The sequence below is a fragment of the Enterobacter sp. 61D5 genome (assembly GCF_034107965.1).
Taxonomy (GTDB): domain Bacteria; phylum Pseudomonadota; class Gammaproteobacteria; order Enterobacterales; family Enterobacteriaceae; genus Enterobacter; species Enterobacter cloacae_M.
Genome location: NZ_JAWNFK010000014.1, coordinates 248,452 through 260,641 on the forward strand (window position 1 = coordinate 248,452; position 12,190 = coordinate 260,641).

At 55.4% G+C, this 12,190-nt stretch carries 11 protein-coding genes and 5 tRNA genes; 15 read left to right on the forward strand and 1 reads right to left on the reverse strand.

The annotated features are described in order from the left end of the window. The first annotated feature begins 16 nt into the window (after positions 1-16). From UTM25_RS16265 to UTM25_RS16285, 5 genes are all read left to right on the forward strand, one after another. Positions 17-91 (forward strand) — tRNA-Gln (locus UTM25_RS16265). 32 nt (positions 92-123) lie between these two features. Then, positions 124-198: transfer RNA gene (locus UTM25_RS16270), tRNA-Gln, on the forward strand. A 17-nt stretch (positions 199-215) separates the two neighbouring features. Beyond that, positions 216-292, forward strand: a tRNA-Met gene (locus UTM25_RS16275). Between the two features lie 40 nt (positions 293-332). Next, positions 333-407 (forward strand) — tRNA-Gln (locus UTM25_RS16280). A 36-nt stretch (positions 408-443) separates the two neighbouring features. Continuing rightward, positions 444-518, forward strand: a tRNA-Gln gene (locus UTM25_RS16285). 123 nt (positions 519-641) lie between these two features. On the opposite strand, the gene ubiF is transcribed toward UTM25_RS16285, so the two are convergent. Further along, the gene (gene ubiF, locus UTM25_RS16290; protein WP_194399832.1) at positions 642-1,817 is read right to left on the reverse strand and encodes a 3-demethoxyubiquinol 3-hydroxylase; all 1,176 of its coding nucleotides are present in this window, start codon (positions 1,815-1,817) and stop codon (positions 642-644) included. A 135-nt stretch (positions 1,818-1,952) separates the two neighbouring features. Between ubiF and miaB the strand changes: the two genes are divergently transcribed. From miaB to rihA, 10 genes are all read left to right on the forward strand, one after another. Next, entirely contained in the window at positions 1,953-3,377 is a 1,425-nt protein-coding gene (gene miaB / locus UTM25_RS16295) for a tRNA (N6-isopentenyl adenosine(37)-C2)-methylthiotransferase MiaB (protein ID WP_032641703.1), read from the forward strand. A gap of 163 nt (positions 3,378-3,540) precedes the next feature. Beyond that, a complete protein-coding gene (locus UTM25_RS16300; RefSeq protein ID WP_023310759.1) occupies positions 3,541-4,587 on the forward strand; it encodes a PhoH family protein in 1,047 nt (348 codons plus the stop codon). Continuing rightward, on the forward strand, positions 4,584-5,051 hold the full coding sequence (gene ybeY / locus UTM25_RS16305; protein WP_008501052.1) for an rRNA maturation RNase YbeY: 468 nt from the start codon (positions 4,584-4,586) through the stop codon (positions 5,049-5,051). The genes UTM25_RS16300 and ybeY overlap by 4 nt, the downstream gene beginning before the upstream one ends. 89 nt (positions 5,052-5,140) lie before the next feature. Then, positions 5,141-6,019: a CNNM family magnesium/cobalt transport protein CorC gene (corC, locus tag UTM25_RS16310; RefSeq protein ID WP_021242574.1), complete on the forward strand. Its 879-nt coding sequence runs from the start codon at positions 5,141-5,143 to the stop codon at positions 6,017-6,019. Between the two features lie 5 nt (positions 6,020-6,024). Further along, entirely contained in the window at positions 6,025-7,563 is a 1,539-nt protein-coding gene (gene lnt / locus UTM25_RS16315) for an apolipoprotein N-acyltransferase (RefSeq protein ID WP_194399831.1), read from the forward strand. 352 nt (positions 7,564-7,915) lie between these two features. Then, the gene (locus tag UTM25_RS16320; RefSeq protein ID WP_008501049.1) at positions 7,916-8,821 is read left to right on the forward strand and encodes an amino acid ABC transporter substrate-binding protein; all 906 of its coding nucleotides are present in this window, start codon (positions 7,916-7,918) and stop codon (positions 8,819-8,821) included. Between the two features lie 155 nt (positions 8,822-8,976). Next, positions 8,977-9,717: an amino acid ABC transporter permease gene (locus UTM25_RS16325; protein ID WP_023310756.1), complete on the forward strand. Its 741-nt coding sequence runs from the start codon at positions 8,977-8,979 to the stop codon at positions 9,715-9,717. Next, positions 9,717-10,391: a glutamate/aspartate ABC transporter permease GltK gene (gene gltK / locus UTM25_RS16330; protein WP_014883002.1), complete on the forward strand. Its 675-nt coding sequence runs from the start codon at positions 9,717-9,719 to the stop codon at positions 10,389-10,391. The genes UTM25_RS16325 and gltK overlap by 1 nt, the downstream gene beginning before the upstream one ends. Then, positions 10,391-11,116, forward strand: a complete 726-nt coding sequence (locus UTM25_RS16335) for an amino acid ABC transporter ATP-binding protein (protein WP_014883001.1) — start codon at positions 10,391-10,393, stop codon at positions 11,114-11,116. Before gltK ends, UTM25_RS16335 begins: the two co-directional genes overlap by 1 nt. Positions 11,117-11,236: 120 nt before the next feature. Next, entirely contained in the window at positions 11,237-12,178 is a 942-nt protein-coding gene (gene rihA / locus UTM25_RS16340; protein WP_194399830.1) for a pyrimidine-specific ribonucleoside hydrolase RihA, read from the forward strand. Positions 12,179-12,190 lie beyond the last annotated feature (12 nt).

Sequence of the window (12,190 nt, forward strand, 5' to 3'; positions counted from 1 at the left end):
GTAAGCGTTGCACGGATGGGGTATCGCCAAGCGGTAAGGCACCGGTTTTTGATACCGGCATTCCCTGGTTCGAATCCAGGTACCCCAGCCATATTTCTTCGATTTTGCGGTTCTCCGCGGTATTGGGGTATCGCCAAGCGGTAAGGCACCGGTTTTTGATACCGGCATTCCCTGGTTCGAATCCAGGTACCCCAGCCATCGAAGATTGCAGTACTGGCTACGTAGCTCAGTTGGTTAGAGCACATCACTCATAATGATGGGGTCACAGGTTCGAATCCCGTCGTAGCCACCAAATTAAGATTATCGATTTTTCGGTAATCAAGACAAATTGTTGGGGTATCGCCAAGCGGTAAGGCACCGGATTCTGATTCCGGCATTCCGAGGTTCGAATCCTCGTACCCCAGCCAATTTAAAAAGTCGTTAAGCAGTTTGTTTAACGCAATTGGGGTGTCGCCAAGCGGTAAGGCTCTGGTTTCTGATACCAGCATTCCGGGGTTCGAATCCCTGCACCCCAGCCACTTAAGTAACAAAAAAGCCCGCTCTGCGGGCTTTTTTGTTTTTGTTGTTCAGAATTGTGCGGCCTGATTCCCCCTCACCCTAACCCTCTCCCCAAAGGGGCGAGGGAATAGTCGGAGCAAAGATTAAAGTCCTAAGGCGTATTTCAGCGCCTGACGCTTCAAACCACCTGCACGCTCCGCTGCCATCAGTCCAATATTACGCAGAATGCGCACCGGGGCTAAGTCATTGCTGAACCCGGCATAGAACAGATCCATCCCCGACTGCATAATAAAATTATCCGCCATGCGTCGCGTCTGGTAACGCTTCAGAATCTGATGGCTGGCCCAGTTTTCCGCGTGCCCGCGGGCGCTGCCCAGCACATCCAGTAACGCATCGACATCACGGTACCCCAGGTTCACGCCCTGCCCGGCCAGCGGATGAATGGTGTGCGCTGCATCGCCCACCAGCGCCAGCCCTTCACGGGCATACTGCAAAGCATGGCGCCGCGTGAGGGGGAACGCCCCGGCAGCCACCGGCGTAACGTTGCCCAGACGGCTCGGAAAATGCAGGCGAATTTCCCGCTGCAATTGTTCCATTGAAAGCCCCTGCAGCTGGCGAATGCGTGCCGGTTTGTCGTACCAGACCAGGGATGCCCAGTTATCAAACAGCGGTAAAAACGCATGCGGGCCATTCGGCGTAAAGTGCTGCCACGTGCTTTCTCCCGGCGCATTCTCGCACTCGACGGTAATCAACATGCAGGACTGCTCGTACTGCCAGGCATGAACGCCGATTCCCGCCATCTGTCTGACCTGCGAGTTAGCGCCGTCCGCTCCGACAACGAGCTTAACGGCCAGTTCATCGCCGCTGTCGAGCGTCAGCGAATACCCGCTCTGCTGAGGATGCAGAGCCTTAATCGACGCCGGAACGCTCAGCGTCACCTTCGGGTGCGCCTCCAGCGCCTGCCAGAGCGCCTGCTGAAGTACGTTGTTTTCCACCATATAACCCAGGCGCGGCAGCTTCAGCTCAGCGGCATCAAACGCGACGTGGGCATTTTCCCACTCCCAGGTTTCAAGACGGCTGTAAGGATGGGCGCGCATCGCCAGCACCGCCTCCCAGACGCCCAGCCCGCGCAGCAGATCGACGGACGCCGCGCTGATCGCGGATATGCGCACATCCGGTTTGCTGGCGGGATCGAAGGCCGGCGGAGCAGCCTGTTCGATTACCGTTACCTCAAATCCCTGCTGCGCCAGCCCCAGCGCCAGCGCGCCGCCGACCATACCGCCGCCGACAACGGCAACTTCGGTGTGTAGGAGTGTCATGGTCAATTTTCCTTATTGGAGAATCCCTTAAGTTTACCGGATTTTTGCGGTCCTGAGACACATAACCTTCATACTGGTCACAACCCCACCAAAGCATTACAATACGCGGCTTGCAATCCTGAGCTGAGCAAGTCGATGACTAAAAAACTCCATATAAAAACCTGGGGCTGTCAGATGAACGAATACGATTCATCCAAGATGGCCGATCTGCTGGATTCAACCCACGGATACCAGCTGACAGAAAATGTGAAAGAAGCGGACGTGCTGCTGCTGAACACCTGTTCGATTCGTGAAAAAGCGCAGGAAAAAGTCTTTCACGTGTTAGGCCGCTGGAAGCTTCTCAAGCGAAAAAATCCGGACCTGATCATCGGCGTGGGTGGCTGCGTTGCGTCGCAGGAAGGTAAGCTGATCCGCCAGAGAGCCCCGTATGTGGATATTGTCTTTGGCCCTCAGACCCTGCATCGCCTGCCGGAGATGATCAATCAGGTTCGCGGCAACCGCAGCCCGGTCGTTGACGTCAGCTTCCCGGAAATCGAAAAGTTTGACCGTCTGCCGGAGCCGCGCGCCGATGGCCCGACCGCCTTCGTCTCCATCATGGAAGGCTGCAACAAATATTGCACTTACTGCGTGGTGCCTTACACCCGCGGTGAAGAAGTCAGCCGTCCGGCAGACGATATTCTGTTTGAAATTGCGCAGCTTGCCGCACAGGGCGTTCGCGAAGTGAACCTGCTGGGCCAGAACGTTAACGCCTGGCGCGGGGAAAACTACGACGGCACCACCGGCAGCTTTGCCGAGCTGCTGCGTCTGGTGGCCGCGATTGACGGTATCGACCGCATTCGCTTTACCACCAGTCATCCGATGGAGTTTACCGACGACATCATTGACGTGTATCGCGATACGCCAGAGCTGGTGAGCTTCCTGCACCTGCCGATTCAGTGTGGCTCTGACCGCGTGCTGAACCTGATGGGCCGCCCGCATACGGTGCTGGAGTACAAGTCCACCATTCGTAAGCTGCGTGAAGCGCGTCCGGATATCCAGATCAGCTCCGACTTTATCGTCGGCTTCCCTGGCGAAACCGCTGATGACTTCGAGCGCACCATGAAGCTCATCGGTGAAGTGAATTTTGACGTCAGCTACAGCTTCATCTTCTCTGCGCGTCCTGGAACACCTGCGGCCGATATGGTTGACGATGTGCCGGAAGAAGAGAAAAAGCAGCGTCTGTATATTCTGCAGGAGCGTATTAACCAGCAGGCCAACGCGTGGAGCCGCCGTATGCTCGGCACCGTTCAGCGCATTCTGGTGGAAGGCACCTCCCGCAAGAGCATTATGGAACTCTCCGGTCGTACCGAAAACAACCGCGTGGTGAACTTTGAAGGCACCCCGGATATGATCGGTAAATTCGTGGACGTCGAGATTGTCGAGGTGCTGACCAACTCGCTGCGCGCGAAGCTGGTACGCACCGAGGACGAAATGGGGCTGCGTATTGCCGAGTCACCGGAATCCGTGATCTCTCGTACCCGTAAAGAAAACGATTCTGGCGTGGGGATTTACCAGCCTTAATCCTCCTGGCCTGCCTTTCCGGCAGGCCTTGTATTTCCTCTCATCGTCCCCAATATCTTCCGCAACGCTTGCGCCTTTATTCTGTGGCGTGAATAATTTCGGTAATGACCGTTTTATTACGCCCTATCGCAATGGGTCAGTTAACCAATTAAAGAGGAACAGTTTGAATATAGATACGCGTGAAATTAGCCTTGAGCCAGCAGACAACGCTCGCCTGCTGAGCCTGTGCGGGCCGTTTGATGACAACATCAAACAACTGGAGCGACGTCTGGGTATCGAAATCAATCGTCGCGATAATCATTTCAAACTTACCGGACGCCCTATCTGCGTCAACGCCGCTGCGGACATTCTGCGTAGCCTGTATGTTGATACCGCCCCAATGCGCGGCGAAACGCAGGATATCGAGCCGGAACAGATCCACCTCGCCATTAAAGAGGCGCGCGTGCTTGAGCAAAGCGCGGAAAGCGTGCCGGACTACGGTAAGGCAATCAATATCAAGACCAAACGTGGCGTCATTAAGCCGCGTACGCCAAACCAGGCGCAGTACATCGCCAATATCCTCGACCACGACATCACCTTCGGCGTGGGTCCGGCGGGTACGGGTAAAACCTATCTGGCCGTTGCCGCTGCGGTAGATGCGCTGGAACGTCAGGAGATCCGTCGCATCCTGCTGACCCGCCCTGCCGTCGAAGCGGGTGAAAAACTCGGCTTCCTGCCGGGCGATCTGAGCCAGAAGGTCGACCCGTATCTGCGTCCTTTATACGATGCGCTGTTCGAGATGCTCGGCTTTGAGAAGGTTGAGAAGCTCATTGAGCGTAACGTTATCGAAGTGGCCCCGCTCGCCTACATGCGCGGTCGTACGCTGAACGATGCGTTCATCATTCTCGATGAGAGCCAGAACACCACCATCGAACAGATGAAGATGTTCCTGACGCGTATCGGCTTTAACTCGAAAGCGGTCATTACCGGTGACGTCACCCAGATCGACCTGCCGCGCAGCACCAAATCAGGCCTGCGCCACGCGATTGAGGTGCTGGCCGAGGTCGACGAAATCAGCTTTAACTTCTTCCACAGTGAAGATGTGGTACGCCACCCGGTGGTCGCGCGTATCGTTAACGCCTATGAAGCCTGGGAAGAGGCGGATCAGAAGCGTAAGGCCGAACTGGCCGCAGAACGTAAGCGCGAAGCGCAGGAGCAAGAACAGAAATGAGTCAGGTGATCCTCGATTTACAGCTGGCCTGTGAAGACAATTCCGGCATGCCAGATGAGGCACAGTTTCAGAAATGGCTGGATGCCGTTATTCCTCAGTTTCAGGAAGAATCAGAAGTTACGATTCGCCTGGTGGATGAAGCAGAAAGCCATGAGCTTAACCTGACCTATCGCGGGAAAGATAAGCCGACCAACGTGCTCTCTTTCCCGTTTGAAGCGCCTCCGGGCATTGAGATGCCGCTGCTGGGCGATCTGATCATCTGCCGTCAGGTGGTTGAACAGGAAGCGAAAGAGCAGCAAAAGCCGCTTGAGGCCCACTGGGCGCATATGGTGGTACACGGCAGCCTGCATCTGCTCGGCTACGATCATATTGAAGATGATGAAGCGGAAGAGATGGAGTCCCTCGAGACAGAGATAATGCTTGCTCTGGGCTATGAGGATCCGTACATTGCCGAGAAAGAATAGTCTGTCACCTGACTGACTCACATGCCGCCACGAAAGGATATCGCGTGGCGGTAAACGTTGAACTAACAAGAGAACCCTTAACAAACGCCATGAGCGACGACAATTCACACAGTAGCGACACGACAACCAGTAAAAAGGGATTTTTCTCCCTCATTCTGAACCAGCTTTTCCACGGCGAACCCAAAAACCGTGATGAACTGCTGGAGCTGATTCGTGATTCCGGGCAGAACGACCTTATCGACGAAGATACGCGCGAAATGCTCGAAGGGGTTATGGACATCGCCGACCAGCGCGTTCGCGATATCATGATCCCCCGCTCGCAGATGATCACCCTGAAACGTAACCAGACTCTGGACGAGTGCCTCGATGTGATCATCGAATCCGCCCACTCGCGTTTCCCGGTCATCAGCGAAGACAAAGATCACATCGAAGGGATTTTGATGGCCAAAGATCTGCTGCCGTTTATGCGCAGCGATGCCGAAGCCTTCAGCATGGAAAAAGTGTTACGCCAGGCCGTGGTTGTGCCGGAAAGTAAACGTGTGGATCGGATGCTGAAAGAATTTCGCTCTCAGCGTTACCACATGGCGATTGTTATTGATGAGTTTGGTGGCGTTTCCGGTCTGGTCACGATCGAGGATATTCTTGAGCTGATCGTGGGCGAAATCGAAGACGAGTACGACGAAGAAGAAGATATCGACTTCCGTCAGCTTAGCCGCCACACCTGGACCGTGCGTGCGCTGGCCTCCATCGAGGACTTCAACGACGCCTTCGGTACCCACTTCAGCGATGAAGAGGTCGATACCATTGGCGGGCTGGTGATGCAGGCCTTTGGCCACCTCCCGGCGCGCGGTGAGACCGTTGACATCGACGGTTACCAGTTCAAAGTGGCAATGGCCGACAGCCGACGTATTATACAGGTTCACGTCAGAACGCCGGACGACTCACCGGTGCCAAAACTGGAAGATTAATGTAAATGGCATTTGCCCCACTGCTTGAACGCCAGCGCGTCCGTTTGCTGCTGGCGCTGTTACTCGGAGCCAGCGGTACGCTGGCTTTTTCTCCTTACGATATATGGCCTGCCGCCATTCTCTCCCTGATGGGGCTTCAGGGCCTGACCCTGAATCGTCGTCCGGTACAGGCCGCTGCCATCGGTTACTTCTGGGGGCTGGGGCTGTTTGGCTCAGGCATCAACTGGGTCTATGTCAGCATCGCCCAGTTTGGCGGTATGCCTGGCCCGGTAAACGTCTTCCTGGTGGTATTGCTCGCCGCGTATCTCTCGCTCTATACCGGTCTGTTCGCCGGCATCCTTTCTCGCCTGTGGCCAAAAACCACCTGGCTGCGCGTCGCCATTGCCGCGCCGGTGGTCTGGCAAATAACCGAGTTCCTGCGCGGCTGGGTGCTGACGGGCTTCCCGTGGCTACAGTTCGGCTATAGCCAGATTGACGGCCCGCTGAAGGGGCTGGCGCCGGTAATGGGCGTTGAGGCCATCAACTTCCTGCTGATGGTGGTGAGCGGCCTGCTGGTATTAGCGCTGGTCACACGCTGCTGGAAACCGCTGGCTGTGGCGCTGGTTCTGTTCGCCCTGCCCTTCCCGCTGCGCTATATCCAGTGGTTCACTCCCGAGCCCGATCGCGCCATGCAGGTTTCCATGGTGCAGGGAAATATTCCGCAGTCTATGAAGTGGGATGAGAAAGAGCTGCTGAATACGCTGAAGATCTACGCCAACGCCACCGAAGAAGTGATGGGTAAATCCCAGCTGATTATCTGGCCGGAATCTGCCATTCCCGATCTGGAAATTAACCAACAGCCGTTCCTCAACATGATGAACGACCTGCTGCTGGCGCGCGGCAGCACGCTGATCACCGGGATCGTCGATGCGCGTCTGAATCAACAGAACCGCTACGACACCTACAACAGCATCATTACGCTCGGGAAAGATAGCGAGTACAGCTATCACTCCACTGACCGGTACAACAAGAATCACCTGGTGCCGTTTGGTGAATTTGTCCCGCTGGAGTCGATTCTGCGCCCGCTGGCCCCGTTCTTTGACCTGCCGATGTCCTCTTTCAGCCGCGGCCCGTACGTACAGCCTCAGCTGCACGCGCACGGCCTGGCCCTGACGGCGGCCATCTGCTACGAAATCATTCTCGGCGAGCAGGTGCGCGATAACTTCCGCCCGGATACTGACTATCTGCTGACCATCTCCAACGACGCCTGGTTCGGTAAGTCAATCGGCCCGTGGCAGCACTTCCAGATGGCACGTATGCGCTCTCTGGAGCTGGCGCGTCCGCTGCTGCGCAGCACCAACAACGGCATCACCGCCGTGATTGGTCCACAGGGTGAAATTCAGGCGATGATCCCGCAGTTTACCCGCGAGGTGCTGACCACTAAAGTCACGCCAACCACGGGGCTGACGCCATACGCGCGAACCGGCAACTGGCCGCTGTGGATTTTGACCGTGCTGTTCGGCTTTGGCGCGGTGCTGATGAGCCTGCGTCAGCGTCGGAAATAACCTTCCATTCTGTTGCCGGGTGGCGTAGCCGCCACCCGACAATTTCCTCCAAATGCCCATTCTGGCACGCCTATTGCTTTGTTTATTCAGGTAAACGCAGTTTGGCTTAACGTGCAACTTTGTCGCACCAGCGTAGATCATCGGTAGCACCGAAACGGTGCAACGGGAGATATTTGCCTCTGAATGGTGCGGCGCGCTTCGCAAAAATAAACAATAACGCAGCAAAATCTTTACATTAAGCCAGACTAAATGTTAACAAGCTTGCATAACACTGCACTCGCATTGCACGAGATATAACAACATCACAATGGGTATCAAAGCGTCTCTGGCGCTGATAAAAAAGGAGTTGGGTATGCAATTACGTAAACTGGCCACAGCAATGCTGGTTATGGGAATGTCTGCAGGCGTGGTTCACGCTGAAGATGCGCCGGCAGCAGGCAGCACTCTCGACAAGATTGCCAAAAACGGCGTGATCGTGGTCGGCCACCGTGAATCTTCAGTCCCGTTCTCTTACTACGACAACACGCAAAAAGTCGTGGGCTATTCACAGGATTACTCCAACGCCATCGTTGAAGCTGTGAAGAAAAAGCTGAACAAACCTGACCTGCAGGTGAAGCTGATCCCAATCACTTCACAGAACCGTATTCCACTGCTGCAAAACGGCACCTTTGACTTCGAGTGTGGCTCCACCACCAACAACCTCGAGCGCCAAAAACAGGCTGCCTTCTCTGACACCATCTTTGTCGTGGGCACCCGTCTGCTGACGAAGAAAGGCGGTGAGATCAAAGACTTCGCTGACCTGAAAGGCAAAGCGGTTGTTGTGACCTCCGGTACCACGTCAGAAGTGCTGCTGCACAAGCTGAACGACGAGAAGAAAATGGATATGCGCATCATCAGCGCGAAAGACCATGGCGACTCCTTCCGCACCCTGGAAAGCGGTCGTGCCGTCGCGTTTATGATGGATGACGCCCTGCTGGCGGGCGAACGTGCGAAAGCGAAAAAACCAGACAACTGGGATATCGTCGGTACCGCGCAGTCCAAAGAAGCCTACGGCTGTATGCTGCGTAAAGACGATCCGCAGTTCAAAAAGCTGATCGATGACACCATCGCTCAGGTGCAGACCTCCGGCGAAGCGGAGAAATGGTTCGACAAATGGTTCAAGAACCCGATTCCACCAAAAAACCTGAACATGAATTTTGAACTGTCTGACGACATGAAAGCGCTGTTCAAATCTCCAAACGACAAGGCTCTTAACTAATTAGAACTACAGGGGCGGGATCTCCTGCCCTCTCGATTGTCGGGAAGCATGGACAGACTATACGTTGAGTGGTCGTTCCCCACTCAGCGCGAAAAATGAGCTTCTCACCAATCTTCGAGGGTAGCGCTGCTACCCTTTTTTTTCTGGAGTTTATTATGTCAATAGACTGGAACTGGGGCATATTCCTGCAACAAGCCCCGTTCGGCAACACCACCTATCTTGGCTGGCTGTGGAGCGGCTTTCAGGTTACCGTGGCATTATCGATAACGGCGTGGATTATCGCGTTTCTTGTCGGTTCTCTGTTCGGTATTCTGCGCACCGTCCCTAACCGTTTTCTTTCAACGCTTGGCACCCTTTATGTGGAACTGTTCCGTAACGTTCCGCTGATCGTGCAATTCTTTACCTGGTATCTGGTCATCCCGGAACTGCTGCCGGAAAATATTGGCATGTGGTTCAAGTCGGAACTGGATCCGAACGTGCAGTTCTTTGTCTCCTCCATGATGTGTCTGGGGCTGTTTACCGCTGCGCGCGTTTGCGAGCAGGTGCGTGCCGCCATTCAGTCATTGCCGCGTGGACAAAAAAACGCGGGCCTGGCAATGGGCCTGACGCTGCCCCAAACCTACCGCTACGTGCTGCTACCTAACGCCTACCGCGTTATCGTTCCACCGATGACCTCTGAGATGATGAACCTGGTGAAAAACTCGGCCATCGCCTCAACCATCGGCCTGGTCGATATGGCCGCGCAGGCGGGCAAGCTGCTGGATTACTCCGCTCACGCGTGGGAGTCCTTCACCGCGATCACGCTCGCGTATGTTCTGATTAACGCTTTCATCATGCTGGTGATGAACCTGGTTGAACGCAAAATCCGCCTGCCGGGTAATCTGGGGGGCAAATAATGTACGAATTTGACTGGAGTTCTATCGTTCCATCCATGCCTTACCTGCTTGATGGCCTGGTGATTACCTTAAAAATCACCGTTATCGCCATCATCATTGGTATCGTCTGGGGTACCCTGCTGGCCGTCATGCGCCTGTCGAGCTTTAAGCCGCTCGCCTGGTTTGCGACCGCCTACGTTAACGTGTTCCGTTCCATCCCGCTGGTGATGGTGCTGCTGTGGTTTTACCTGATTGTGCCCGGCTTCCTGCAGAACGTGCTGGGGCTGTCGCCGAAAACCGATATCCGTCTGATCTCCGCCATGGTGGCGTTCTCAATGTTCGAGGCCGCTTACTACTCAGAAATTATCCGAGCGGGCATTCAGAGTATCTCCCGCGGGCAATCCAGCGCCGCGCTGGCGCTGGGAATGACACACTGGCAGTCCATGCAGCTCATTATTCTGCCGCAGGCGTTTCGCGCCATGGTTCCGCTCCTGCTGACCCAGGGTATCGTGCTGTTCCAGGATACCTCGCTGGTCTACGTTCTGAGTCTGGCAGACTTCTTCCGTACCGCATCAACCATCGGTGAACGTGATGGTACGCAGGTCGAGATGGTGCTCTTTGCGGGTGCGGTCTATTTTGTGATTAGTTTAAGCGCGTCGCTGTTGGTCAGCTGGCTGAAGAAAAGGACGGTATAATGATTTCCCTGAAAAATGTTTCTAAATGGTATGGGCACTTTCAGGTGCTGACCGACTGCTCCACCGAAGTCAAGAAAGGCGACGTGGTGGTGGTATGCGGGCCGTCCGGCTCCGGTAAATCGACGCTGATCAAAACCGTCAACGGACTGGAGCCGGTGCAGCAGGGTGAGATCGTCGTCAACGGCACCAAGGTCAACGACAAGAAAACCAACCTCGCTCAGCTTCGCTCTCACGTTGGCATGGTGTTCCAGCATTTTGAGCTGTTCCCTCACCTCTCCATTATTGAGAACCTGACGCTGGCGCAGGTAAAAGTGCTTAAGCGTGATAAAAAAGCGTCGCGCGAGAAAGGTCTGAAACTCCTGGAACGCGTTGGGCTTTCGGCGCATGCCGATAAGTTCCCGGCACAGCTTTCTGGCGGCCAACAGCAGCGTGTGGCGATCGCCCGCGCGCTGTGTATGGATCCGGTGGCAATGCTGTTTGATGAGCCAACGTCGGCGCTCGATCCAGAGATGATCAACGAAGTGCTGGACGTGATGGTCGAGCTGGCTCACGAAGGGATGACCATGATGGTGGTGACCCACGAAATGGGCTTTGCCCGTAAAGTGGCCAACCGCGTGATCTTCATGGACGAAGGGAAAATTGTCGAAGACTCACCGAAAGAAGAGTTCTTCGCTAACCCGAAATCCGAGCGTGCGAAAGATTTCCTTGCGAAAATCCTGCACTAACCTTCCCGGTGCGCAATCTGCGGATTGCGCACTGCTTCACGCTTTCGCTCAGTTCCTCTCGTCGGCGTCACATTGCAGCGTTAACCTTGTCACAAAATAACGCTACGTATGGAGAACGCTATGGCACAGCCTATTATTCTCGATTGCGATCCGGGTCATGACGACGCGATCGCGCTCGTCCTCGCTCTTGCCTCCCCTGAACTCGAGGTAAAAGCCGTCACCTCGTCCGCCGGAAACCAGACGCCAGACAAAACCCTGCGCAACGTGCTGCGCATGCTCACGCTGCTCAAACGCACCGATATTCCTGTCGCCGGCGGGGCCGTGAAGCCGTTGATGCGCGAGCTGATTATTGCCGACAACGTTCATGGTGAAAGCGGGCTGGATGGTCCGGCACTGCCGGAGCCGGGTTTCACACCGCAAAACTGTACCGCCGTGGAGCTGATGGCGAAGGTGCTGCGTGAGAGTGCAGAACCGGTAACGCTGGTGGCAACCGGACCGCAAACCAACGTTGCACTTCTGCTGAACAGCCATCCTGAGCTGCATAATAAAATTGCCCGTATTGTGATTATGGGCGGGGCCATGGGGCTGGGGAACTGGACGCCTGCGGCGGAGTTCAACATCTTTGTCGACCCGGAAGCGGCGGAAATCGTCTTCCAGTCTGACTTACCGATTGTGATGGCAGGGCTGGACGTTACCCACCGCGCGCAGATTATGGCGGACGATATTGAGCGATTCCGCTCCGTGGGTAATACGATCGCGACAACCGTGGCCGAACTGCTCGACTTCTTTATGGAGTATCACAAAGCCGAGAAGTGGGGCTTCCATGGCGCGCCGCTGCACGACCCGTGCACCATTGCCTGGCTACTGAAGCCGGAGATGTTCACCACGGTGGACAGATGGGTTGGTGTTGAGACGCAGGGAAAATACACCCAGGGAATGACGGTGGTGGATTACTACTCGCTGACGGGGAATAAAGCGAATACCACGGTGATGGTGGACATCGATCGCGAGGCGTTTGTGGATTTGCTGGCGGAGAGACTGGCTTACTATAGTGCAGCCTGATGCCCTCACCCC

Bases quoted from the DNA above. Each gene is read 5' to 3' on its own strand.
- ubiF (WP_194399832.1), bottom strand. From the start codon at position 1,817: ATGACACTCCTACACACCGAAGTTGCCGTTGTCGGCGGCGGTATGGTC.
- miaB (WP_032641703.1), top strand. From the start codon at position 1,953: ATGACTAAAAAACTCCATATAAAAACCTGGGGCTGTCAGATGAACGAA.
- ybeY (WP_008501052.1), top strand. From the start codon at position 4,584: ATGAGTCAGGTGATCCTCGATTTACAGCTGGCCTGTGAAGACAATTCC.
- corC (WP_021242574.1), top strand. From the start codon at position 5,141: ATGAGCGACGACAATTCACACAGTAGCGACACGACAACCAGTAAAAAG.
- lnt (WP_194399831.1), top strand. From the start codon at position 6,025: ATGGCATTTGCCCCACTGCTTGAACGCCAGCGCGTCCGTTTGCTGCTG.
- UTM25_RS16320 (WP_008501049.1), top strand. From the start codon at position 7,916: ATGCAATTACGTAAACTGGCCACAGCAATGCTGGTTATGGGAATGTCT.
- UTM25_RS16325 (WP_023310756.1), top strand. From the start codon at position 8,977: ATGTCAATAGACTGGAACTGGGGCATATTCCTGCAACAAGCCCCGTTC.
- gltK (WP_014883002.1), top strand. From the start codon at position 9,717: ATGTACGAATTTGACTGGAGTTCTATCGTTCCATCCATGCCTTACCTG.
- UTM25_RS16335 (WP_014883001.1), top strand. From the start codon at position 10,391: ATGATTTCCCTGAAAAATGTTTCTAAATGGTATGGGCACTTTCAGGTG.
- rihA (WP_194399830.1), top strand. From the start codon at position 11,237: ATGGCACAGCCTATTATTCTCGATTGCGATCCGGGTCATGACGACGCG.